Genomic DNA, 21,806 nt, shown 5'->3' with positions numbered 1-21,806 from the left:
TTTGGCTGCACGCCGAATGTTTGTATCAAGCAAACATTCAGGCGTGCAGTTTTTTGTGTTGAGAGTTCCTGAAGGCTTTTCTAAGAGGCGGCCGCTAATGAAATAAAGAACGGCCTGCTGCTCACCCTAAGGAAGACCGGATGCACGCTAGGAGGCGCGAGGAAGCTCGAACACTGCCTGCAACCCGTCTGGATGTGATACGTGTCATGGATTCTAAGGAGGCTGTCAGGAGGGATGCAGGCATGGGGGAATTTATTGCAATAGAAAAAGTTCCTCCCGAAGGAAGAACTTTGCCATCATTTGCTTCTGATTTTGCCTGTCCACGTACGGAATCCGCCTTGGAGGTGGAAGAGCTGTGTATACTCTTTCTTTTTCAAGAAAAGAGCGGCTCTTGCACTTTTGCCGCCGTTTTGATCGTACAAGTAGACGGGCTTATCCGCACGGATTTCTTTATAACGCTGCCGGAACTGGGAGTATGGGATATTTCTCGCTCCGAGAATATGGCCCGCTTCAAACTCCTTTGGTTCCCGCACATCGATAAGCTGCGCTTTCCGGTATCCGTTGATAAAATCCTCTTGCGTCAAGTTTGTGACCGCTTTTCGCAGGCGTAACATCGTGATGACGATGTAGAGGATGAGGAGAAGGACGACCGCCCCTAAGATATATAAATCCACTTCGATTTTCCCCTTTCTTTCTATAAGTCCATTATAAAGATTAAGTAGCACATGTTCAATGAGAATGATAAAATGAAATTCGTTGTAATGAATCGGCAAGCATAAAAGAATATTTCGCCGACCTGGACAAGGGATGCCGCTGCTTATTAGCATGGGCATTTTCCGCTTCTAGGTCGGCAACATTGTTGATTGGAAGGGGAATCGGTATGGAAAAAGAGGTTTGGCATTTCATTAATTCCGGAAAGTGTTCGCCATCTTTTAACATGGCGCTCGATGAAGCGCTTCTAGATTGGCATAGCAGAGGGGAAATTGGACCGGTTCTGCGTTTTTATGAATGGCAGCCTGCCACCTTGTCAATTGGATATTTCCAGCGAGTGGAAAAGGAAATTGATATGGAAGCCGTAAAGAGGCATAATCTTGGCTTCGTCAGACGGCCGACAGGCGGAAGAGGCGTCCTTCATGAACATGAACTGACCTACAGTGTCATCGTAAGGGAGGATTACGAGGACATGCCTGAGACGGTAACGGAAGCATACCGGGTCATCTCGGGCGGCCTGTTGGAAGGATTCCGGAATCTTGGTCTGCAAGCGGAATTTTCTGTACCGGTTACGGAGGAGCAGAATGAACGGCTGCGTAAACCGAAAAGTGCCGTATGCTTTGATGCACCAAGCTGGTACGAGCTCGTTGTGGAAGGTAAGAAGGTGGCAGGAAGTGCGCAGACCCGTCAAAAAGGTGTAATTCTCCAGCACGGCGCCATTTTGCTCAGCTTGGATGAAGAGAAGCTCGTCTCGTTATTTAAATTCGAGTCGGAAGAGGCGCGGGAACGTATGCGAAAAGGATTGCCGGAAAAGGCGGTCGCCATTGACCGGCTGACAAATCGTCCGATCTCAGTGGCTGAGTGCATATCTGCCTTTGCAACGGGTTTTGAGAAGGCACTTGATATGACGCTTGTACCGCTGGAACTAACGGCTGAACAACTGGAGTATGTCAAGGAGATCGAACGAACGAAATATTTGGCGGATTCCTGGACATATCGAAAGTAAAAATCGGACTTTCGTTTCATTTTTTTTCGACGAATACCGACGTTATCGGCTTTCTAGTTGTGAGAATATTTTTCTTCGTTGATCGTAGTTTCAAGATGTAGTAGATTAGGTTATATACATAATACAACATGTTGTGTTTTAGTGGATTAATTCGAAGGAGGACGCAAGCATGGTCATTGTTTCAAAGCACGACGAGCCGAAATTGGACAAGGCACAGTTGAACGCGGATATTGCGAGATTCCCGCAAGTCCACCCGATCACGGATGATATGAAAATCGAGCATAGCGGTGTTTCGCGGCTTGTCATGATAGATAGATATTCTTTTAAGGATACAGAAAAGAAAACGTTAAAAGTGGGTGACTTTGTTGTCCTCACAGTGAAGGAAGACCCGAAATTTCCAGCGCGGGGCTTAGGCTTTGTCGTGGGCTTGGATAAAAAAGCGGGCAAGGCGGATATTTGGATTGAAACTGAGTACCGTTCTTCAATCGATGACCCGGAAGAACAGGAAAAGGGCATTGTGACGCGTCCACTGGATGTCATCGAGAAGCCACTGGAAGTGTTTTACGAGCAGATTGCCAAACGAAACGCAACTGGACTAGCATCCGTCGAACAAACGGAAGAACAACGGAAGGCATCTTTCGACATGTTCTACAAACAATTGTCTAACTTGAATTTTGTTCCTGCTGGCCGTGTTTTATATGGTGCAGGTTCTGATACAGAAGTTACCTTTTTCAATTGCTATGTCATGCCATTCGTTCCGGATTCCAGAGAAGGAATCTCGGATCACCGTAAACAAGTAATGGAAATCATGAGCCGCGGCGGCGGAGTAGGAACGAATGGTTCGACGCTGCGACCGCGCAATACGCTTGCGCGGGGAGTGAACGGGAAATCTTCCGGTTCCGTCTCCTGGCTTGACGATATTGCGAAATTGACGCATTTGGTGGAGCAGGGCGGTTCAAGACGCGGTGCTCAAATGATCATGCTTGCTGATTGGCATCCGGATATTTGCGAGTTTATTATCTCGAAGATGCAAAATCCACGAATCCTTCGGTATCTCCTGGAAAATACGGAAGAGGAATTGATCAAAAAGCTTGCGAACGAGAAGTTGAAGTTCAAACCGCTGACAGCACAGGAAGAAGCGATGTATCAAGGAATCTTGAACTACCGGACAATCCCTGGCATGGGCGGCTTCAATGAAGCGATTTTGCGTGATGCGGAAATGAAACTCCGCGATGGCGGTACGTATACAGTTCATAATCCAGAATTTTTAACAGGTGCCAATATCTCCGTAACATTGACAGACGACTTTATGAAAGCTGTCGAAGAAGATGCTGATTTTGAATTGCGCTTCCCGGCAGTGGAAAATTATTCCCCTGAAGAGATGGAAGTGTACAATGAGGAATGGCATAAGGTCGGAGATGTCCGGGAATGGGAAAGACAAGGCCATGAAGTGCGTGTCTACCGGACAATCAAAGCCCGTGCCCTTTGGGATTTGATCAATATCTGTGCGACGTATTCTGCAGAACCTGGCATCTTCTTTATTGACAATGCCAACAAAGAAACGAACGCAAAAGCATATGGTCAACAAGTTGTCGCGACGAACCCTTGCGGGGAACAGCCACTTGCCCCATATTCTGTCTGTAACTTGGCAGCGGTCAACTTAGCGGAAATGACAGATAAAGAAACAAAGACGGTAGACTATGAAAAATTAAAAGAGACTGTCCGTGTCGGCGTCCGCATGCAGGACAACGTCATCGACTCTACCCCTTACTTCTTGGAAGAAAATAAAGTCCAGGCACTTGGAGAGCGCCGTGTTGGCCTTGGTGTCATGGGTCTTGCCGATCTGTTAATTTATTGTGAAAAGGAATACGGTTCTCCAGAAGGTAATGAGCTTGTCGATAAAGTGTTTGAAACGATTGCGACGACTGCGTATCGTGAATCCATCGAATTGGCTAAAGAGAAGGGAAGCTTCCCATTCTTGATTGGCAAAGATGAGAAGGAAACAAAAGCGTTGCGTGAAGCTTATATTTCTACTGGCTTTATGAAGAAGATGCCGGAAGACATCCGTCAATCCGTGCTGGAGCATGGTATCCGGAATTCGCATTTGCTGACAGTGGCACCAACAGGTTCCACAGGCACAATGGTCGGCGTATCGACAGGGCTGGAGCCATATTTCTCCTTCACGTACTATCGCAGTGGACGTCTCGGCAAATTCATCGAAGTGAAAGCGAACATTGTGGAAGAATATTTGAAACGGAATCCGGAAGCAGATCCGGATCACTTGCCGAATTGGTTCGTTTCTTCCATGAGCCTTTCACCCGAAGCGCATGCTGATGTTCAGTGCATCATCCAGCGCTGGATCGACAGCTCCATCTCTAAAACGGTGAACGCACCTAGAGGATACAGCGTGAAACAAGTTGAAAGTGTCTATGAGCGTCTTTATAAAGGCGGAGCAAAGGGTGGAACGGTTTACGTCGACGGCAGTCGGGATTCCCAGGTGCTCACGCTGAAAGCGGAAGAGAACGTAATGGAAACAACGCCGATGGAAGAGGAAATCGTTGAGCAACGAAAAGTCGTCCTCATTAACACAATCCAAGATTTGCGTTCTACTAACGTCACAATCGGTTCAGAAGTCGGGAACACATGCCCGGTTTGCCGACAAGGGACAGTAGAAGAAATCGGTGGTTGCAATACATGCACAAATTGTAACGCGCAATTGAAATGCGGTTTGTAAAATAGCATAAATCAGGTGGAGAAAAACGAACAGTTTTTCTTCACCTGATTTTTTTACGTTCACGAGTCGAGTGGTGCCTGGCAATACGAGGGGTTGCGGGTGACAAACGAGATGTCCCGTGGAAGAAACGAGCGGTAGGCGAGGAGATACGAGAGAATGAAAAATTAAACGAGCGGTTCGCCAGAGGATACGAGAGGTTAGGCGAGATAATCGAGCGGTAGGCGAGGAGATACGAGAGAATGAAAAATTAAACGAGCGGTTCACCGGAGGATACGAGAGGTTAGGCGAGATAATCGAGCGGTAGGCGAGAAGATACGAGAGAATGAAAAATAAAACGAGCGGTTCACCGGAGGATACGAGAGGTTAGGCGAGATAATCGAGCGGTAGACGAGAAGATACGAGAGAATGAAAAATTAAACGAGCGGTTCACTGGAGGATACGAGAGGTTAGGCGAGATAATCGAGCGGTAGGCGAGGAGATACGAGAGAATGAAAAATTAAACGAGCGGTTCACCGGAGGATACGAGAGGTTAGGCGAGATAATCGAGCGGTAGGCGAGGAGATACGAGAGATTGAAAAATTAAACGAGCAGTTCGCCAGAGGATACGAGAGGTTATGGAAGGTAATTGAGCGGTACCAACGGATAAACGAACACTTGGAGAAGAAATGCAAAAGAAAATACAATAACTATAAGCAGGACAATACCAAAACTCGCAGCCAGCACTACCTATCTACTGACTTAGGAAGTTTACTTCTATTCAACACCAATAAAAAACTGCAGGTCCCCTTTTCAGGTGAACCTACAGCTTCCATTAATTTGCTTGGATTGCAGAAGATGAAGAAGACCCCGCAACCGGCTGGACCACTTCCACATTTTCGATGCCATGTTCTTCAATGTCGAGCAGCCTGTTGAAAGAAGCGATGGCGACTTCCACTTGATCGTCTTCCGGTTCTTTCGTTGTCAGCAATTGCAGCCATAATCCCGGATAGCCTAAGTATTTGAGGACCGGAATATTCCGCAATGAGTTGGTGAACTGTAATACTTCAAACGACACGCCGAGGACAACAGGGATCAGTAAAATTCGATTGACGATCCGCAGCCAAAATGGATCGGCCGGCACAAGGAAATAAATGAACATTCCTACGATGACCGTGAATAACAAAAAGCTGCTGCCGCATCGGTAATGAAGCCGCGACTGGGCTTGTACGTTTTCAACCGTTAAGGGCAGTCCGTTCTCGTATGCATTGATGACTTTGTGTTCCGCTCCGTGGTATTTGAAAACACGTTTAATGAGAGGGGTCATCGAAATTAACGAGACATAGCCGAGCAGCAGGATTAATTTAAAGAAACTCTCCAACAATATTTGCGCGGTCTTGCCTGGAGCAATGGATTCGAATAACTGCGCCAAAAAGACCGGAACGAGTGTGAATGCGAATTTACCGAATAAAAACGAAAGGACTCCAACTGCGGCGACCCCGAGGATCATAGTCAGTTTGGATGTTTCCTCCGGTGCTTGTTCAACTTCCTCGCCAGGCATCACATCATACCGTTCACTGGCGAAAGTTAAATGTCGTGAACCAATTCCAGCTGACTCAATCAAAGCAACGATGCCACGGAGAAATGGGATTTTTTTTAGTTTTTGCGCGAGTGGCTTCTGTTTTTTCGGCAGATAAAAATAATCAAGGGAACTATCTTTCCTGCGAATTGCTGTTACAGTATGATCACGGCTGCCGAACATGACACCCTCTATCAAGGCTTGGCCACCGTACGCAGGTGCTTGCTTTTTGCTCATAGGACTCCCCACACCTTCTTCTTAATTGACGGGTACACTGCTTTAGATCTTGTCCCATCTTTAATTATTTCTCTATTGTACTAAAAATGCGCCAAGGACTCCACAGAATAGGTTTAAAATTTCTTGATTGTCCCGACACTTTCCAATAGGAGGGATGGTTAATGAAAACAAAAACAATGGTATGGACATCTTTAGTCGCATCAGTAGGCATGTTAGTCGCATTGCGAGGACTGCACTTTTTTCATTTTATTGAATGGTCGCCTGTCGGGTGGGCAGATCGCTGGGAACTGTTTGGTTCATCAAGCGCCCTTTGGAAGTGGACGTTGTTATTTATTATTTTATTTATCGTTACAATCATCTTCTATTACTTGATTTCCTTAACAAGTTCGATTCCGCCCACCATTACTTCGCTCATTGTCAGCATTATCCTAGCACTTGCCATTGAATGGAGCATTCTCGTGCCATCGACGTTGATGGAAGGGTTCCGATCAATATCCTATCCTTTTTTAGCGATTGTGGCAGTGGCCATCCGTTTTATCACAGGGACTGCGGTCTTTATGAAGAAACTTCCGAAAGAAGCGACGAAATAGGTTGCGACAATGGAACGATATGATAAAATGGGAAAGAAAAAGATGAGGGGAATGGTGCGTCGGTGAAAGTACTAGTTCTGAATGGACCGAATCTGAATCGGCTGGGGAAAAGAGAGCCGGGGATCTATGGGGCGGAAACCCTGGAGGATGTGGAACGCAAGCTGCGGGATGTTGCGGCCGATTCTCTAGTGGAAGTCCAGTTTTTCCAGTCGAATTCAGAGGGCGCGTTGATTGACCGTATTCACGATGCGGAGGATGAAAGCGTCGATGGCATCATTTTTAATCCAGGTGCATTTACCCATTACAGCATCGCGCTGCGTGACGCTGTGGCATCGGTTACTGTGCCGGTCATTGAGGTCCATATTTCAAACATACATAGCCGGGAAGCATTTCGACAAACGTCCGTCATCGCCCCTGTTTGCATTGGCCAACTATCGGGCTTTGGCACAGATGGCTACGAACTTGCCCTCCAGGCGTTCCTTCTCCGAGGAAAAGGGGTCAAACTATGAAACTGGCGAAATTGAGAGATTTGCTGAAAGAAAAAGAGTTGGACGCATTACTTGTTACGAATCCATACAACCGTCGATACATTACTGGATTTACCGGGACTGCAGGTGTTGCAGTCATTTCAAAAGAGGATGCCGTTTTTATTACCGATTTCCGTTATACGGAACAGGCAGCCAAGCAAGTATCAGGCTTCCGCATCGTTAAACATGAGAAAACGATCATTGAAGAAGTTGCGGAGCAAGTGAAATCAATGAATATTCAAACTCTCGGGTTCGAGAAAGACGATGTTTCGTTCGGTATGTATGAGTTGTATAAAGAGAAAGTGAATGCAGACCTACGTCCGGTTTCTGGTATGATCGAGACACTTCGGATGGTGAAAACGCCTGAGGAGATCGAAATCCTCAAGCAGGCGGCGAAAATTGCAGATGATGCTTTCGCTCATATTTGCACATTCATTAAGCCGGGCGTGACGGAACTGGAAGTGTCCAATGAACTGGAAATGTTCATGCGGAAACAAGGAGCGGAATCTTCTTCATTCTCTACGATCGTCGCTTCTGGTGTCCGGGGGGCCTTGCCACATGGCGTCGCCTCGGATAAAGTGATTGAGTCGGGTGACTTAGTGACACTTGACTATGGTGCATTGTATAATGGCTATATTTCTGATATCACACGGACGGTGGCAGTTGGTGAACCGTCTGCGCAATTGAAGGAAATTTATGAGGTGACACGTGTTGCCCAGCAGTTGGCTTTGGAACAGATCAAACCGGGTATGACAGGTATTGAAGCGGATGCCGTGGCTCGCGACTATATTAAGTCAAAAGGTTATGGCGATGCATTCGGTCATTCCACAGGACACGGTATTGGCCTTGAAGTGCATGAAGGGCCAGCGTTGTCCTTCCGTTCGGAAACGGTGCTCGTACCAAATATGGCTGTAACGGTTGAACCAGGCATTTACTTGCCAGGCATTGGAGGCGTCCGTATTGAGGATGATATCATCATGACGGAAACTGGAAATGAACGCTTGACGCATTCACCGAAAGAATTAATTATCCTATAATGTTCAAAATGGAGGAAACAGCATGATTTCAGTAAACGAATTTAAAACAGGTTTGACAATTGAAGTGGACGGCGACATTTGGCGCGTTATTGATTTCCAACACGTTAAGCCAGGTAAGGGGGCTGCGTTCGTACGTTCCAAATTGCGTAATCTGCGCTCTGGAAACGTGAACGAAAAAACGTTCCGTGCGGGCGAAAAAGTTGAGAAAGCACAAATCGACAACCGCCGTATGCAATACCTATATGCAAACGGGGATGACCATGTATTCATGGACAACGAATCGTACGAGCAAATCGAGCTGCCATCCAACCAGATCGAAGAAGAATTGAAATATTTGAAAGAAAACATGGAAGTGCACATCATCTCGTACAAAGATGAAGTGCTTGGTGTTGAACTTCCATCAACGGTTGTATTGGAAGTCGCTGAAACAGAACCAGGCATTAAAGGCGACACTGCGAGCGGCGGTTCTAAACCTGCAAAAATGGAAACGGGTCTCGTCGTTCAAGTTCCATTCTTCGTTAACACAGGTGATAAATTGATCATCAATACTGAAGAAGGCGAATACGTTTCAAGAGCATAATTTAGAACCAAAACACTTTGCATTCCTGACACAGGGAGTGTGAAGTGTTTTTTTTTATTTATTCGAATAGGAACCTTTTGCGTGAAAGAGGGCCTCATATTTCCACCTCACGCCTCATACGTTAAAGCAGGAGGGGGAAACCGTTTGGAATTGAGCGATTTATTGAGGATTGCGGGCATTGGTCTCGTCATCGGTTTTCTACATGTATTTTTTGAGCAAACAGGAAAAAAGGAATTTTCGTTTTTCCTTTTCTTTCTTGCTTACATATACATTGCGGTTGAAATGCTCCGTTTCCTGCGGATCTTTTTTGCAGAAATCGCTGAGTTTTTCCAATGGCTTTCGTTGGCGATGTAAATGTTCACATTATTCCAGATGATCGTCGTTTATGTTGTTCTGATCATTATTGCTTATGTTGCGCCGGGATTGAAACCGATTTTGTATGCCGCCATTTTTTTCATCCTTCTGCTCTACATTTTCAGCATGTTCCTGTTGCCTTTTGGTCAAACCATCATTGGATTATTCGGTATTATGCCGGGCCCTTATGTCAAATTGCTTGTCGGCAGTGCCTTGCTATTTATTCTGTCAGAATTGGTAGCGATGCATATAAGAGAGGAAGGATACGGATCGATCGCCTCCTTATCGCAGCTGGCAATGAAAATTGTCATTTTGACATTATGGATTCCTCATTTAAAAGCAATGATCGAAACACTCTCATCACTCATTACTAAATGAACGGAAGAAAATCCTATGCTGTCATTTTTTTTATCTATCGTAAGCACAGTGCTTTCCTCATTTGTTATCGTCTTGCTCGTTACCTTTATCGTCCTGTTGCTTAATTTTCTATTTCCCGCCTTTTCCAAGTGGACGAGGTTGCTTCTGTTTATCGTCGTCATTGCTGTTGTACTGCAGCCGGCATTTGATCAGTTTATCGCCATCCGGGAGATTACCCATACAGTAGCTATGACATTCATATCTGTTTATCCGCTTCTTACAGCAAGTATCGTGGCATCCGGCGGAACATTTGGTTTGCTTAATTTCCAGCCTGCCATGCTGCTGTTTGCGAACGGCATCGTCATACTTTCGGAAAAGATTCTGATTCCGGTACTTGCGGCGGCACTCTTGTTTGACATCCTATCCAGGCTTCAGCCCTCTATGCCTTTTACCAAGATGTCGGACTTGCTGCGAACAGGCCTGCTCGGAGCCGTCTCGGCAATTGTAGCAGCCTATGCGATTTTCATTACGACAGGCGGGACGATGTCATGGGCGCTATCCGGCGTCACCAGTGAGCCGATCAAAGAATTAATTAAACAAAATATCCCTCTCATTGGATCGCTTATGACCGACAGCCTCGGGGCGATGGGACGCTATACTTCGGGCGCCAGCGTCTTCATCGGAGGTTGGCTGATCATGACCATCTGGACGGTCGCTCTTCTGCCGACACTTAAGACGTTGGTGACAGGCTTCCTTTATCGATGGACAGCAGCTTTAATTGAACCGTTTGCCAATGAAGATATTACTGGGACGCTTGATGATATCGGGAAGACGCTCTTTGTGCTATGTGCGATTTCCTTTTTGGTTGCCTTTGCTTTCATCTATACAGCAATCTTTTCGATTATCATTATCAAATTGATGACAAGCGTGAAATGAGTGGTTGCCATCGTACAGTTTATGAGTGGAATATTGCTGTTGTCGGTTCTATCTGTCGTGCTGCCTTTATTGATCCCGGATGATCTGGAAGACGATTTTCTGGCTATCATGAAAATTGCAATGGGCATTTGGATAATTCATTCGTTCTCCACAATTTTTGGTCATAGCCTGTGGTGACCAAGCATACTGTTAAACATAGATGACTACCCATATCCGGCTCAAAGAAATGAAATGGTGATGAAATGCAGAAAACAAAAAGAAAAACATTTCCTTTATTGCTAGGTTCCATTGTTGTTCTTGTCATCATATTCATCAACACGACACTAGGATCGTTTGGGGGGGAGAAAGGAAAGGGGGAGGAGAGCCGGGAATATGCAGAACTTGAAAAGGCGTTGATGAGTATTGAAGGGATTGGGGAAGTGATCATCTATCCTCATTATGAAAAGGGCGTAAAGCCTGCCGACCCGCTTTCGGACTATTTTTCACTGTCCGGCCGTTCCAATAAGACAGGCAATCCGCTGCAAGGGATATTAGTTGTGGCGGAGGGGGCAGATGATATGAGGATGAAAAGCAGAATGAAGCAAATCCTTTCGTCGGTACTGCAGCTGCCTGAACATCGAATTGTCATCGAAGAAATGAAGAAAAGGGGGACTCAACTTGAAAGCGAATAAACGAACAGTATGGTTTTTAACATTACTCAGCCTGGTAGCGGTCATCTCCATCTATTATTTAAACAGAGAAGCGCCGATGCAGTTTGACGGGCTCGCGATTTTTGGAGATAAAGATTCTGATGCCATCACATTGACCAATACGAAAGACGCAACGAAGCCAGTCTTTGCCGAGTCTGTCCTATTTGAAGAAATGCGGATGCAAGTCCTGGACGAGCGAAGCAAGTTGAAGGAACAATTAGAGGCAAAGACACTTTCTTCGGATTATACGGTCGAGGAGAAAAATGAAGCATTTAATGCGCTGGAGGATCTGACGAAACAAACGTCAGCAGAAGCATTAATGGAAATGCAAATCAAAGCGCTGGGCTATCCGGAAGTGTTCGTCCGTAAAGATAATGGCAAGGTGGCTGTGACAGTGTTGGCCCAAGAAGGCCATTCGAAAGAATTGGCAGATGAAATCACAAAGTATATATGGGCGAACTGGGATGACACTCGCCAGGTAAAAGTAGACTTCACTGGAAACTGAGCATTTGAGGATTAATAAAATATAAAGGCTGAGTACAACAGCTGTTTACACGAGAGAAGATTGCCCTAATTCTCAAACTTTGGTAAGAATAAATGGCAATGTTTCGTTAAAAGGCCCATTATAAGGGTCTTTTTTTGTTTCTATCGGACATAATAACCTTTATCTATTTCATTCTTTCGTAAAAACGTCTAAAATAAAGGGGAAGGGATTCTAAATATATTGTAGTCAGGAGAATCGGGTCATGTTAAAAATCCAAGAAATTCGTGAAATAATTAAATTGATCGATCAATCATCCATTGAAAAATTTACATTCGAATCTGAAGGAACAAAAATTAAACTTGAAAAGGCTGGCATTCAACAAGTAACTGTGGCGCCGCAAGTTAAACAAATTGAGCAAGCGCCAATTCAGCAGCCAGTAGTGGAGCAGCCGGCGGCAGTGCCTGTTGCTGCACCTCAATCAGAAAGCAAAGAGCAACAGTCGGCTGCAGCACCAGTTGAGAAAGTGCAAGAGGATGCTTCATTGCACAAAATTACTTCACCAATGGTAGGAACCTTCTACAAAGCCTCTTCGCCAGACGCACCTCCATATGCTCAAAAAGGCGATCAAGTGAAACCGGATACTGTCGTTTGCATCGTTGAAGCGATGAAACTGTTCAATGAAATTGAAGCAGAAGTTTCCGGAGAAATCGTGGAGGTTCTTGTGGAAGATGGGCAGCTCGTCGAATATGGACAACCTCTCTTCCTCGTCAAAGAGAATTGAGGAGGAGTTTCAAATGAAAAAAGTGCTAATTGCAAATCGTGGTGAAATCGCAGTACGGATTATTCGGGCATGCAGGGAAATGGGAATTAAAACAGTGGCGGTCTATTCGGAAGCAGATCAGGAAGCCCTTCACGTTGAACTTGCGGACGAAGCGTATTGCATCGGACCAAAGCTATCCAAAGACAGCTACTTAAACTTTTCCAACATCATCAGCGTTGCTAAATTAACGGGATGTGACGGCATTCACCCGGGCTACGGCTTTCTCGCGGAGAATGCGAGCTTTGCGGAGCTCTGCGAAGAAGTGAATATCGAATTCATCGGACCTACTGCTGCGGCAATCTCAAAAATGGGTACAAAAGACGTGGCAAGAGAAACGATGCGCCAAGCGGGAGTTCCGATTGTACCTGGATCGGACGGTATTGTTGCTGATGAAGTCGAAGGATTAGAAGTCGCGAAACAAATCGGATTTCCGGTCATTATTAAAGCGACAGCAGGCGGCGGCGGTAAAGGGATCCGCGTCGCAAGAAATGAAGAGGAACTTGTAAAAGGAATTAAGATCACTCAAAAAGAGGCAGCCGCCGCGTTTGGCAATCCAGGTGTCTACTTGGAAAAGTTCATTGAGGAGTTCCGCCATGTCGAAGTGCAGGTGCTTGCCGACAAGCATGGCAATACGATTCACTTGGGTGAACGGGATTGCTCTATCCAGCGTCGCATGCAGAAACTTTTGGAAGAAGCTCCATCACCGGCTCTAACACCTGAATTGCGCCAAGAGATGGGAGAAGCTGCAGTGAAAGCGGCTGAAGCCGTTAATTATCGCGGTGCAGGAACAGTGGAATTCATTTTTGATCATATTAATAAGAAGTTCTATTTCATGGAAATGAACACGAGGATCCAAGTGGAGCACCCGGTCACTGAAATGATCACCGGCATTGACCTCATTAAACAACAATTGCTCGTGGCGGCAGGTGAAAAGCTGGCATACAAGCAAGAGGATATTAAGATTAACGGATGGGCTATTGAATGCCGGATCAATGCGGAGAATCCAGAGAAAAACTTCATGCCATCGCCGGGGAAAGTGACGATGTATATGGCTCCTGGCGGCTTCGGCGTACGCGTAGACAGCGCGATGTACCCAGGCTACTCCATCCCGCCGTTTTACGATTCCATGGTCGCTAAACTCATTGTGCATGGTGATACGAGGGAAGAAGCGGTTGCACGCATGAAACGTGCGCTTGGAGAATTTATTATTGAAGGCGTCAATACGACGATTCCGTTCCACTCGAACTTAATGGACCACGAGGTCTTTAAGTCAGGAGATTTTGATACGAAGTTTCTTGAAAAATATGATGTGATGAAATAAGGGAGATGCCGATTTCTTCGGCACTCCTTGGCATAGCATGATATCCGAGGAGGAGATTTGGTATGGCAGAAAAGACAAACCCATCATTTGTCGGAAAAGATCCGGACGGTCATGCGGCGCTTGGCCGTGTGCAACTTGCGCCTGAAGTGCTGGAAGTTATCGTCGGCATTGCGACAAATGAAGTGGATGGTGTAGCAATGACAAAAGGCAACTTTGCCACAGGCGTTGCTGAAAAATTTGGCAAAGTGATCCATGGCAAAGGGGTTAAAACAGATTGGTCAGACGAAGAACTGAAAGTTGATATCTATTGTGTCGTCGAATACGGCCATTCTATACCGGAAGTCGCGACAAACATTCAAAAACAAGTTCGTCATGCCATTTACCATATGACTTCGCTCGAAACGAAAGAAGTGAATGTCCACATTACTGGCATCGACTTCGACGTGGCATCGGACACAAAATAGTGCATGCCGGACGATGGGATGCACTCATCACATCCATGACTGCGCTTCGAACAGTCCTATGGAAATCCGGGCAGAGAAAAGCATCGTCTTCGGATGATGCTTTTCAACTTGTTATGCTATATAAATACTCGCAGGATATGCTATGATTAAGCCCGAGATATACAGTAGTGGAGGAGAAAACTGAATGAAACGAAGAGAAGCCAGGGAAAAAGCGGTACAGACGCTTTTTCAGTTGGATAATACCGAATTGACCGCGGATGAAGCGATTGCTTATGTAGTAGAACGGCCGATCGATCCATTTTATGAGAAGTTGGTGCGCGGCACTGTGGAGCATTTGTCGGAAATTGACGAACAGTTGATTGGCAAATTAGAAAAATGGTCGTTGGACCGGTTGCCGAAAATTGAGCGGACTGTATTGCGATTGGCAGCTTTTGAATTGCTGTTTGGCGGAGACGTGCCGCATAAAGTCGTATTAAACGAGGCAATCGAGCTTTGTAAGCTGTACGGAGATGAAAAATCAGGACGATTTGTAAACGGTGTTCTTTCGAAATTCGAAGAACAAGAATAATATTGTCTGGAGGAATCAGTGATGACTGGCAAAGTGATTGATGGACGTGTAATCGGCAAGGAGATTAGGGAAGAGGTAAAGCAGAGTGTCGGCAAACTGGTGCATAAAGGGTGTCAGCCAGGACTCGCGGTCATTTTGGTAGGTGATAATCCTGCCTCGCAAACCTATGTGAAAAATAAGGAAAAGTCGAGCATTGAAGTCGGAATGAAGTCAGTCCTCATCGAACTTCCCGAAACAGTCTCGACGGACGAGCTGTTAGGAAAAGTAGAAGAATTGAATCAGGACGAAACCATTCATGGTATTCTTGTGCAGTTACCGCTGCCGAAACATATAGATGAAGATTTGATCATCGGTTCGATTACTCCGGCGAAGGATGTGGATGGATTTCATCCGGTAAATGTCGGAAAGATGATGATTGGACAAGAGACATTCCTGCCCTGCACCCCACATGGCATCATGGCTTTATTGGAACGTTCCGGCGTCGATCTCGAAGGGAAGCATGCCGTAGTCATTGGACGAAGCAATATTGTTGGCAAACCAATGGGACAGCTGCTGCTTCAAAAAAATGCAACCGTCACCTATTGCCATTCCCGGACAAAAGATTTAGCCAGCTTTACCAAACAAGCCGATATTCTAGTGGTCGCCATTGGGATTCCAAAATTCATTACGGCTGAGCATGTCAAAAAAGATGCGGTCGTCATTGACGTCGGGATGAACCGTGATGAGAACGGTAAGCTTTGCGGAGATGTAGATTATGAACAAGTGAAAAATGTGGCATCAGCTATTACGCCCGTCCCTGGCGGAGTAGGTCCTATGACCATTACAATGCTATTGAAAAATACATTGCAAAGCGCTGAGAAGGCTTGCGCAAGCCAAGCCTAATGCAGCAAAAGCCAGCGGAAGGCGGACGCTTTCCGCTCGAAATGCGGAAGCCATTCCCTTGTCCATTCTTTTTTGGAGGTGAAAAATGATATGACCGGTCTTCCATACTTATCTGTCAACGCGTTAACCAAATACATAAAAAGAAAATTTGACGCCGATCCTCATTTGCGGAATGTTTTCGTCAAAGGCGAGTTATCGAATGTCAAAGTTCATCCGAGCGGTCATATCTATTTCACTTTGAAAGATGACAAGAGCCGGATTCAATCGGCAATGTTCCGATCCAATGCATCCCAATTAAAATTCAAACCTGAAGAAGGAATGAACGTCCTGTTGACAGGCGACGTCAATGTCTATGAAGCGAGTGGCCAATACCAATTGTATGTCCAGACGATGCAGCCGGATGGCATTGGCGCCCTCTATTTGGCATTTGAACAGTTGAAGGAAAGTCTTGGGAAGGAAGGATTGTTTGATCCTCGCTGGAAACAGCCATTGCCTCCTTTGCCTAAAAAGGTCGGTGTCGTGACTGCCCAGTCCGGTGCAGCTATCCGGGATATTTGTTCAACGATAGCCCGTCGGTACCCACTAGCCGAAATTGTTCTGTTCCCAGCAGTTGTTCAAGGACCGCAAGCAGCCCCTTCTGTTGTAAAAGCGATTGCCCAAGCGGAATCTTTCGGTTCCATTGATGTCTTGATCGTCGGCCGCGGCGGCGGTTCCATTGAGGATTTATGGGCTTTTAATGAAGAAATTGTGGCAAGATCCATATTCTCCTGTAAAATTCCAATTATTAGCGCTGTCGGGCATGAAACGGATACGACCATCGCTGATTTTGTTGCGGATCGTCGAGCTCCGACACCTACTGCGGCAGCAGAAATGGCTGTCCCTTCCAAAGAAGAGCTCTTCGAACGGATTTTAGAGAGAAAACGGTCCCTTTATCTATCGCTATCAAATCAGATCAAACATGAAAGAAGGCGCCTGTCTGTCTGTGAAACTTCTTATCCATTGCAATTTCCGGAGAGGCTCTATCGTCCGTTCACTGAGAAATTAAGTGTCTTAGAGGACAGACTCTATCGAAGTGGAAGAGAAATCACTATGAAACGGAAGATGGAACATCAGCGATTGGACAGGATCCTCGCATTTTATTCACCTGCTCAGAAGATCAGCGAGGAACGGCGAAATATCGACCGGCATACGGAAAGAATGAAACTGGCGGCAAATCGCTTTCTTCAAACCCGACAGGAGCGTTTCGCATCGTCCATACGGATGTTAAAAGCGTTGAATCCACTCCAGGTCATGGAACGTGGTTTCTCTGTCACTTACCAGGAAGGGCAAGTCGTCAAAAAAGCGGCTCAGCTTCAAGCAGGCGATCCGGTCCAAATCCGGCTCCAAGATGGCGTGGTAGAAGCAGATGTAAAATCGGTACGATTGAATGACGAGGGGGAGAACTAAATGGAAAACGACAATCTTCGTTTTGAGGAAGCAATGCTCAAATTGGAAGAGATCGTCCAGCGATTGGAAACTGGTGATGTGCCCTTGGAGGATGCGATATCTCTATATAAAAAAGGAATGGAGCTTTCGCAATACTGCCATGGCAAATTGCAAGATGCGGAAAAACAATTGATTTCGGTAATTGATCCTGAAGGGCAGCAAAGACCGTTCAATCCGGAAAAAGGGGCCGAAGCCAATGAATGAGAGACTAAAACGGTTCATAGATGAAAAGATGCCAATAATCGATCAGGCTATGGAAGGCATGTTGGAGGAAGCGGGAATCCCTTCCTCACTGAAAGATTCCATGGCTTATTCCATCCAAGCGGGTGGCAAACGGATCCGGCCAATGCTCGTTCTCGCAACATTGGAGGATCTGCAGGCGTCTTCTAAAGATGCTGTGGCCGTAGCCTGTGCTGTGGAAATGATCCATACCTATTCGCTGATCCACGATGATTTGCCGAGTATGGACGATGATGACTTCAGACGTGGGAAGCCGACGAACCATAAAGTTTACGGCGAAGCGGTTGCCGTTTTGGCAGGCGACGCACTGCAGACATTGGCCTTTAAACAATTAGCAACGTTGAAAGAGACCGATCCGCAAGATGCGTTGCGCATTATTACCCTCCTAGCGGATGCCTCCGGACCAAGCGGTATGGTGGGTGGACAAGTGCTTGATATTGAAGGTGAACACCGTACCTTATCGCTTGAACAATTAGAAATGGTTCATCTCCACAAGACTGGCGCGCTCCTATCATTTTGTATAGAAGCCGGTGCCATCTTAGCTAAAGCGAATGAAGAACAAATTGTGAAATTGAAGGATTATGCGAAAAATATCGGTCTCGCATTTCAAATAAAAGACGATATTTTAGATATCACTTCTACGACCGAGCAGCTTGGAAAGACTGCTGGCAGCGATGCTGAAAGGGAGAAATCGACGTATCCCGCCTTGCTGGGGCTCGAAGGAGCACAAGAGCGTTTGCGGAAACATCATCAATCCGCTTTGGAATCAATTGCATTCCTCGCTGATGATCAGCCGCTTTTAGGTCTTTTCGCTGATTATATTGTCGATCGTAATGCATGAAGCGGAAAAGGTTTGAATTTATCTCATCCCTTCGGACCAATATGTTGTATTGGGGAACCTTCTTGGTATAATGAAGAAAGCGCTGTTGGAATCGTGGCAATCAATTAATGAAGGTGCGTGATAATGATGGATCTCACTCAGATTAAAAATCCATCTTTCGTTAAAAATCTCGATAAGGACCAATTGGCGGAGCTTGCTGCTTCGATCAGAAAATTCCTCATCGAGAATTTGTCTGTAACCGGTGGTCATATCGGACCGAATCTTGGCGTTGTCGAGTTGACAATCGCGCTTCATAAAATGTTCGATAGCCCGGAAGATAAATTCATATGGGACGTAGGGCATCAGGCATATGTCCACAAAATTTTAACCGGCAGAGCCGGTGATTTTAATACGCTGCGTCAGTACAAAGGGCTCAGCGGTTTTCCAAAGATGCTGGAGAGCGAGCATGATGTCTGGGAAACGGGGCATAGTTCGACGTCCCTTTCTGCCGCGATGGGTATGGCGGCCGCTCGGGATATCCAAAAAGGGAAGAATTTTGTTATTCCTATTATCGGAGACGGCGCATTGACTGGCGGGATGGCACTTGAGGCATTGAACCATATCGGCCATACACAGACGAACATGACTGTCATTTTGAACGATAATGAAATGTCCATCGCACCGAATGTCGGTGCCCTTCATGCAGTATTAGGGAAGCTCCGTACAGCTGGCAAGTATAATTCAGTAAAGGACGAGCTGGAATATATCTTGAAAAAAATCCCGGCCGTTGGTGGGAAAGTTGCGTCAGCTGCGGAACGGGTCAAAGACAGCTTGAAATATCTTCTCGTTTCCGGAGTGTTTTTCGAGGAACTCGGCTTTACTTATTTAGGCCCTGTTGATGGACATGATTTCAATGATTTGGAACGGAATTTGCAATATGCGAAAAAGATGGAAGGTCCTGTCCTTCTTCATGTAATTACGAAGAAAGGGAAAGGCTACCGTCCAGCAGAGGACGATAAAATCGGCGCGTGGCATGGCACAGGCCCGTACAAAATCGATACGGGAGATTTTGTTAAATCCGTGTCTGCCGGCCCTGCATGGAGCAGCCTCGTTTCTGAAACGGTCAGAAAGATTGCCCGGAAAGATGAACGTGTCGTTGCCATTACTCCAGCGATGCCGGTCGGTTCGAAACTGGAAGGGTTCGCAACTGAATTTCCAGATCGCTTCTTTGATGTAGGTATTGCGGAACAACATGCCGCCACGATGGCAGCTGGCCTTGCGACACAAGGAATGAAGCCATTCCTCGCGATCTATTCTACTTTCCTGCAGCGGGCGTATGATCAGATGCTGCATGATATTACAAGACAGAACTTAAATGTATTTATCGGCATCGACCGGGCCGGCCTTGTCGGCGCGGATGGCGAAACGCATCAAGGTGTATTTGATATCGCGTTTTTACGTCATATGCCAAATTTGGTGCTCATGATGCCTAAAGATGAGAATGAAGGACAGCATATGGTTAAAACTGCATTGGAATATGATCAGGGTCCAATCGCTATGAGATATCCACGCGGTAATGGAATTGGCATTCAGATGGATGAAGAACTTAAAACCATTCCAATCGGTACATGGGAAGTTTTGCGTGTCGGTACAGATGGAACGATTCTGACATTCGGTACAACGATCCCGATGGCTCTGGATGCAGCGGAGCAACTGGCTGCTAAAGGCATGAATGTCCAAGTGGTAAATGCACGGTTTATCAAACCGCTGGATACGGCGATGCTGGATTATTTATTCGCGGCAGGTAAACCAATCATTACCTTGGAGGAAGCTGTATTGGCAGGCGGGTTCGGAAGCGCTGTCATCGAATATGCGCATGATACGCTAAAGGATCCGGCACCAATTAGACGAATGGGTATACCAGATCAATTTATTGAACATGGCAATGTAGATAAACTTCTTGAGGAAATCGGCATGACATCCGACAATCTGGCCCGTATGATGGAAGAGTTCATACTTGAACAGAAGACGGAAAGGGAAATCGTATGACAGGCTCACGGAAGGAACGGGTCGATATCCTGCTAGTCGAACGCGAGTTAGCGGAAACCCGTGAGAAAGCAAAGCGGTCCATCATGGCAGGTCTCGTCTTTTCAGGCGAGACCCGGATGGATAAACCGGGAGAAAAAATTCGGGTTGACGCTCCCTTGATCGTGAAAGGATCTGCTCTGAAATATGTCAGCCGTGGCGGATTGAAACTGGAGAAAGCTTTAGAGGAGTTCGACGTATCGGTCGAAGGCAAAATCCTATTGGACATCGGTTCATCAACGGGAGGTTTCACGGATTGTGCACTGCAAAATGGTGCTGCACATTGCTATGCCCTCGATGTCGGGACGAATCAGCTGGCGTGGAAAATCAGGCAGGATGCCCGTGTGACGGTTATGGAGCGGACCAATTTCAGGCATGCGACCCCGGATCAGTTTCAGATGGGGCGTCCCCAGTTCGCAACCATTGATGTGTCGTTTATTTCCCTTGGTTTGATTTTCCCTCCTCTCAAGCAAATTCTCGAACCCAATGGCGATGTCATTGCTCTTGTCAAACCTCAATTTGAGGCTGGAAAAGAAAACGTCGGGAAAAAAGGAATTGTCAAAGATCGCACGATCCATCTGGATGTATTGAGAAAAGTTGCTGATCTCGCGATGCAAGAAGGGTTCTCTCTTTGCGGAATGTCATATTCACCGGTAACGGGCGGGGAAGGGAATATTGAATTCCTTTTTCACTTACGTTCGGAAGAACACCCGTCAACCCGTTTTGAAGAAGAAAATTTCAAGGCGTTGATCGCAACCGCACATGATGAATTGACGTAACGCGCAAACTTGCGCGTTTTTCGTCTTATGAAAGAAAGCCGTACTTACTATGGTTATCGGAGTGATGAGTATGAACAAAGGACAACGGCATATCCGCATTCGAGATATAATAACGAACAATGAAGTGGAAACGCAGGACCAACTGGTCGATAAACTGAAAAGTGCAGGCGTCGATGTCACACAGGCGACAGTATCGCGTGACATTAAGGAGCTGCATCTTATTAAAGTGCCTTTGCCGGATGGTCGCTATAAATACAGTTTGCCGCAGGTCCATAAATTCAATACCGAAGATAAGCTCCGCCGGATGTTGGCGGATGCTTTTGTCAGCATCGACAGTGCAGGGTATTTCATTGTTTTGAAAACCTTGCCGGGCAATGCACATGCTGTAGGATCGCTGGTCGACAATTTATCCTGGGATGAAATGCTAGGCACCATATGCGGCGATGATACGTGCATGATCATTTGCAGGGACGAAACGGTGACGCAGGAAGTGAAGGAAAGATTGCTTTCCATGATTTGAACACAACTGGATGGACTGCCTGTTT

The 21,806-nt window shown here is 46.2% G+C and carries 24 protein-coding genes; 22 read left to right on the top strand and 2 right to left on the bottom strand.

What is annotated here, in order from left to right; genetic code table 11:
* Nucleotides 1-296 precede the first annotated feature (296 nt).
* Nucleotides 297-614, bottom strand: a complete 318-nt coding sequence (locus ACSW3C_RS00320) for a rhodanese-like domain-containing protein (protein WP_269136019.1) — start codon at nt 612-614, stop codon at nt 297-299.
* A gap of 266 nt (nt 615-880) precedes the next feature.
* On the opposite strand from ACSW3C_RS00320, the gene ACSW3C_RS00315 reads away from it, so the two are divergent.
* On the top strand, nt 881-1,717 hold the full coding sequence (locus tag ACSW3C_RS00315) for a lipoate--protein ligase family protein (protein ID WP_486560267.1): 837 nt from the start codon (nt 881-883) through the stop codon (nt 1,715-1,717).
* A gap of 169 nt (nt 1,718-1,886) precedes the next feature.
* Nucleotides 1,887-4,451 carry a vitamin B12-dependent ribonucleotide reductase gene (locus ACSW3C_RS00310; protein WP_486560266.1) on the top strand — a complete coding sequence of 855 codons (2,565 nt, stop codon included), beginning with the start codon at nt 1,887-1,889 and terminating at the stop codon, nt 4,449-4,451.
* Between the two features lie 811 nt (nt 4,452-5,262).
* Here the strand turns inward: ACSW3C_RS00310 and ACSW3C_RS00305 are convergent.
* Entirely contained in the window at nt 5,263-6,243 is a 981-nt protein-coding gene (locus ACSW3C_RS00305) for a DUF1385 domain-containing protein (RefSeq protein WP_486560265.1), read from the bottom strand.
* Nucleotides 6,244-6,404: 161 nt separating this feature from the next.
* On the opposite strand from ACSW3C_RS00305, the gene ACSW3C_RS00300 reads away from it, so the two are divergent.
* The 20 genes from ACSW3C_RS00300 to ahrC all read left to right on the top strand — a co-directional run bounded on the left by ACSW3C_RS00300 (nt 6,405) and on the right by ahrC (nt 21,781).
* Nucleotides 6,405-6,833, top strand: coding sequence for a hypothetical protein (locus tag ACSW3C_RS00300; protein WP_486560264.1), 429 nt, complete (start codon nt 6,405-6,407; stop codon nt 6,831-6,833).
* A gap of 62 nt (nt 6,834-6,895) precedes the next feature.
* Nucleotides 6,896-7,342, top strand: coding sequence for a type II 3-dehydroquinate dehydratase (gene aroQ, locus ACSW3C_RS00295; RefSeq protein ID WP_486560263.1), 447 nt, complete (start codon nt 6,896-6,898; stop codon nt 7,340-7,342).
* Entirely contained in the window at nt 7,339-8,397 is a 1,059-nt protein-coding gene (locus ACSW3C_RS00290) for a M24 family metallopeptidase (protein WP_486560262.1), read from the top strand. The genes aroQ and ACSW3C_RS00290 overlap by 4 nt, the downstream gene beginning before the upstream one ends.
* A gap of 22 nt (nt 8,398-8,419) precedes the next feature.
* Entirely contained in the window at nt 8,420-8,977 is a 558-nt protein-coding gene (gene efp / locus ACSW3C_RS00285) for an elongation factor P (RefSeq protein WP_238081923.1), read from the top strand.
* A gap of 144 nt (nt 8,978-9,121) precedes the next feature.
* Nucleotides 9,122-9,331 (top strand): SpoIIIAC/SpoIIIAD family protein, encoded by a 210-nt coding sequence (locus tag ACSW3C_RS00280; RefSeq protein ID WP_184210116.1) that lies wholly within the window; start codon nt 9,122-9,124, stop codon nt 9,329-9,331.
* A complete protein-coding gene (locus ACSW3C_RS00275; protein ID WP_486560261.1) occupies nt 9,332-9,709 on the top strand; it encodes a SpoIIIAC/SpoIIIAD family protein in 378 nt (125 codons plus the stop codon).
* A 15-nt stretch (nt 9,710-9,724) separates the two neighbouring features.
* Nucleotides 9,725-10,624 carry a stage III sporulation protein AE gene (locus ACSW3C_RS00270; protein ID WP_486560260.1) on the top strand — a complete coding sequence of 300 codons (900 nt, stop codon included), beginning with the start codon at nt 9,725-9,727 and terminating at the stop codon, nt 10,622-10,624.
* Between the two features lie 242 nt (nt 10,625-10,866).
* Nucleotides 10,867-11,295, top strand: a complete 429-nt coding sequence (locus tag ACSW3C_RS00265; protein WP_248508691.1) for a hypothetical protein — start codon at nt 10,867-10,869, stop codon at nt 11,293-11,295.
* A complete protein-coding gene (locus ACSW3C_RS00260; protein WP_238081915.1) occupies nt 11,282-11,818 on the top strand; it encodes a SpoIIIAH-like family protein in 537 nt (178 codons plus the stop codon). Before ACSW3C_RS00265 ends, ACSW3C_RS00260 begins: the two co-directional genes overlap by 14 nt.
* A gap of 241 nt (nt 11,819-12,059) precedes the next feature.
* Nucleotides 12,060-12,578 carry an acetyl-CoA carboxylase biotin carboxyl carrier protein gene (gene accB, locus ACSW3C_RS00255; RefSeq protein WP_486560259.1) on the top strand — a complete coding sequence of 173 codons (519 nt, stop codon included), beginning with the start codon at nt 12,060-12,062 and terminating at the stop codon, nt 12,576-12,578.
* A gap of 13 nt (nt 12,579-12,591) precedes the next feature.
* Entirely contained in the window at nt 12,592-13,938 is a 1,347-nt protein-coding gene (gene accC, locus ACSW3C_RS00250; protein ID WP_486560258.1) for an acetyl-CoA carboxylase biotin carboxylase subunit, read from the top strand.
* A 62-nt stretch (nt 13,939-14,000) separates the two neighbouring features.
* Nucleotides 14,001-14,402, top strand: a complete 402-nt coding sequence (locus ACSW3C_RS00245) for an Asp23/Gls24 family envelope stress response protein (RefSeq protein ID WP_486560257.1) — start codon at nt 14,001-14,003, stop codon at nt 14,400-14,402.
* A gap of 184 nt (nt 14,403-14,586) precedes the next feature.
* Nucleotides 14,587-14,970: a transcription antitermination factor NusB gene (nusB, locus tag ACSW3C_RS00240; protein WP_238081908.1), complete on the top strand. Its 384-nt coding sequence runs from the start codon at nt 14,587-14,589 to the stop codon at nt 14,968-14,970.
* Nucleotides 14,971-14,991: 21 nt separating this feature from the next.
* Nucleotides 14,992-15,852 carry a bifunctional methylenetetrahydrofolate dehydrogenase/methenyltetrahydrofolate cyclohydrolase FolD gene (gene folD, locus ACSW3C_RS00235; protein ID WP_486560256.1) on the top strand — a complete coding sequence of 287 codons (861 nt, stop codon included), beginning with the start codon at nt 14,992-14,994 and terminating at the stop codon, nt 15,850-15,852.
* Nucleotides 15,853-15,942: 90 nt separating this feature from the next.
* Complete coding sequence (xseA, locus tag ACSW3C_RS00230) at nt 15,943-17,298, top strand: exodeoxyribonuclease VII large subunit (RefSeq protein ID WP_486560255.1); 1,356 nt, start codon at nt 15,943-15,945, stop codon at nt 17,296-17,298.
* Nucleotides 17,299-17,541 (top strand): exodeoxyribonuclease VII small subunit, encoded by a 243-nt coding sequence (gene xseB, locus ACSW3C_RS00225; RefSeq protein ID WP_486560254.1) that lies wholly within the window; start codon nt 17,299-17,301, stop codon nt 17,539-17,541.
* The gene (locus tag ACSW3C_RS00220; RefSeq protein WP_486560253.1) at nt 17,534-18,418 is read left to right on the top strand and encodes a polyprenyl synthetase family protein; all 885 of its coding nucleotides are present in this window, start codon (nt 17,534-17,536) and stop codon (nt 18,416-18,418) included. Before xseB ends, ACSW3C_RS00220 begins: the two co-directional genes overlap by 8 nt.
* Nucleotides 18,419-18,544: 126 nt before the next feature.
* Nucleotides 18,545-20,446 (top strand): 1-deoxy-D-xylulose-5-phosphate synthase, encoded by a 1,902-nt coding sequence (dxs, locus tag ACSW3C_RS00215; protein WP_486560852.1) that lies wholly within the window; start codon nt 18,545-18,547, stop codon nt 20,444-20,446.
* Complete coding sequence (locus ACSW3C_RS00210; protein WP_486560252.1) at nt 20,443-21,261, top strand: TlyA family RNA methyltransferase; 819 nt, start codon at nt 20,443-20,445, stop codon at nt 21,259-21,261. Before dxs ends, ACSW3C_RS00210 begins: the two co-directional genes overlap by 4 nt.
* 70 nt (nt 21,262-21,331) lie before the next feature.
* Complete coding sequence (gene ahrC, locus ACSW3C_RS00205) at nt 21,332-21,781, top strand: transcriptional regulator AhrC/ArgR (protein ID WP_486560251.1); 450 nt, start codon at nt 21,332-21,334, stop codon at nt 21,779-21,781.
* Nucleotides 21,782-21,806: the final 25 nt, after the last annotated feature.

The organism is Sporosarcina sp. AD_1 (assembly GCF_057373025.1).
Note: the sequence above shows the minus strand (reverse complement) of the source record. Positions and strands in the feature narration are given on the sequence as shown.

What these genes read in the sequence shown, in the direction of transcription:
- ACSW3C_RS00245 (WP_486560257.1), top strand. Translation starts at nt 14,001, where the DNA reads ATGGCAGAAAAGACAAACCCATCATTTGTCGGAAAAGATCCGGACGGT.
- ACSW3C_RS00275 (WP_486560261.1), top strand. Translation starts at nt 9,332, where the DNA reads ATGTTCACATTATTCCAGATGATCGTCGTTTATGTTGTTCTGATCATT.
- ACSW3C_RS00220 (WP_486560253.1), top strand. Translation starts at nt 17,534, where the DNA reads ATGAATGAGAGACTAAAACGGTTCATAGATGAAAAGATGCCAATAATC.
- ACSW3C_RS00210 (WP_486560252.1), top strand. Translation starts at nt 20,443, where the DNA reads ATGACAGGCTCACGGAAGGAACGGGTCGATATCCTGCTAGTCGAACGC.
- ACSW3C_RS00310 (WP_486560266.1), top strand. Translation starts at nt 1,887, where the DNA reads ATGGTCATTGTTTCAAAGCACGACGAGCCGAAATTGGACAAGGCACAG.
- xseB (WP_486560254.1), top strand. Translation starts at nt 17,299, where the DNA reads ATGGAAAACGACAATCTTCGTTTTGAGGAAGCAATGCTCAAATTGGAA.
- ACSW3C_RS00290 (WP_486560262.1), top strand. Translation starts at nt 7,339, where the DNA reads ATGAAACTGGCGAAATTGAGAGATTTGCTGAAAGAAAAAGAGTTGGAC.
- xseA (WP_486560255.1), top strand. Translation starts at nt 15,943, where the DNA reads ATGACCGGTCTTCCATACTTATCTGTCAACGCGTTAACCAAATACATA.
- ACSW3C_RS00320 (WP_269136019.1), bottom strand. Translation starts at nt 614, where the DNA reads ATGTTACGCCTGCGAAAAGCGGTCACAAACTTGACGCAAGAGGATTTT.
- ACSW3C_RS00265 (WP_248508691.1), top strand. Translation starts at nt 10,867, where the DNA reads ATGCAGAAAACAAAAAGAAAAACATTTCCTTTATTGCTAGGTTCCATT.
- ahrC (WP_486560251.1), top strand. Translation starts at nt 21,332, where the DNA reads ATGAACAAAGGACAACGGCATATCCGCATTCGAGATATAATAACGAAC.
- efp (WP_238081923.1), top strand. Translation starts at nt 8,420, where the DNA reads ATGATTTCAGTAAACGAATTTAAAACAGGTTTGACAATTGAAGTGGAC.
- nusB (WP_238081908.1), top strand. Translation starts at nt 14,587, where the DNA reads ATGAAACGAAGAGAAGCCAGGGAAAAAGCGGTACAGACGCTTTTTCAG.
- dxs (WP_486560852.1), top strand. Translation starts at nt 18,545, where the DNA reads ATGGATCTCACTCAGATTAAAAATCCATCTTTCGTTAAAAATCTCGAT.
- ACSW3C_RS00305 (WP_486560265.1), bottom strand. Translation starts at nt 6,243, where the DNA reads ATGAGCAAAAAGCAAGCACCTGCGTACGGTGGCCAAGCCTTGATAGAG.
- ACSW3C_RS00300 (WP_486560264.1), top strand. Translation starts at nt 6,405, where the DNA reads ATGAAAACAAAAACAATGGTATGGACATCTTTAGTCGCATCAGTAGGC.
- accC (WP_486560258.1), top strand. Translation starts at nt 12,592, where the DNA reads ATGAAAAAAGTGCTAATTGCAAATCGTGGTGAAATCGCAGTACGGATT.
- ACSW3C_RS00270 (WP_486560260.1), top strand. Translation starts at nt 9,725, where the DNA reads ATGCTGTCATTTTTTTTATCTATCGTAAGCACAGTGCTTTCCTCATTT.
- accB (WP_486560259.1), top strand. Translation starts at nt 12,060, where the DNA reads ATGTTAAAAATCCAAGAAATTCGTGAAATAATTAAATTGATCGATCAA.
- folD (WP_486560256.1), top strand. Translation starts at nt 14,992, where the DNA reads ATGACTGGCAAAGTGATTGATGGACGTGTAATCGGCAAGGAGATTAGG.
- ACSW3C_RS00315 (WP_486560267.1), top strand. Translation starts at nt 881, where the DNA reads ATGGAAAAAGAGGTTTGGCATTTCATTAATTCCGGAAAGTGTTCGCCA.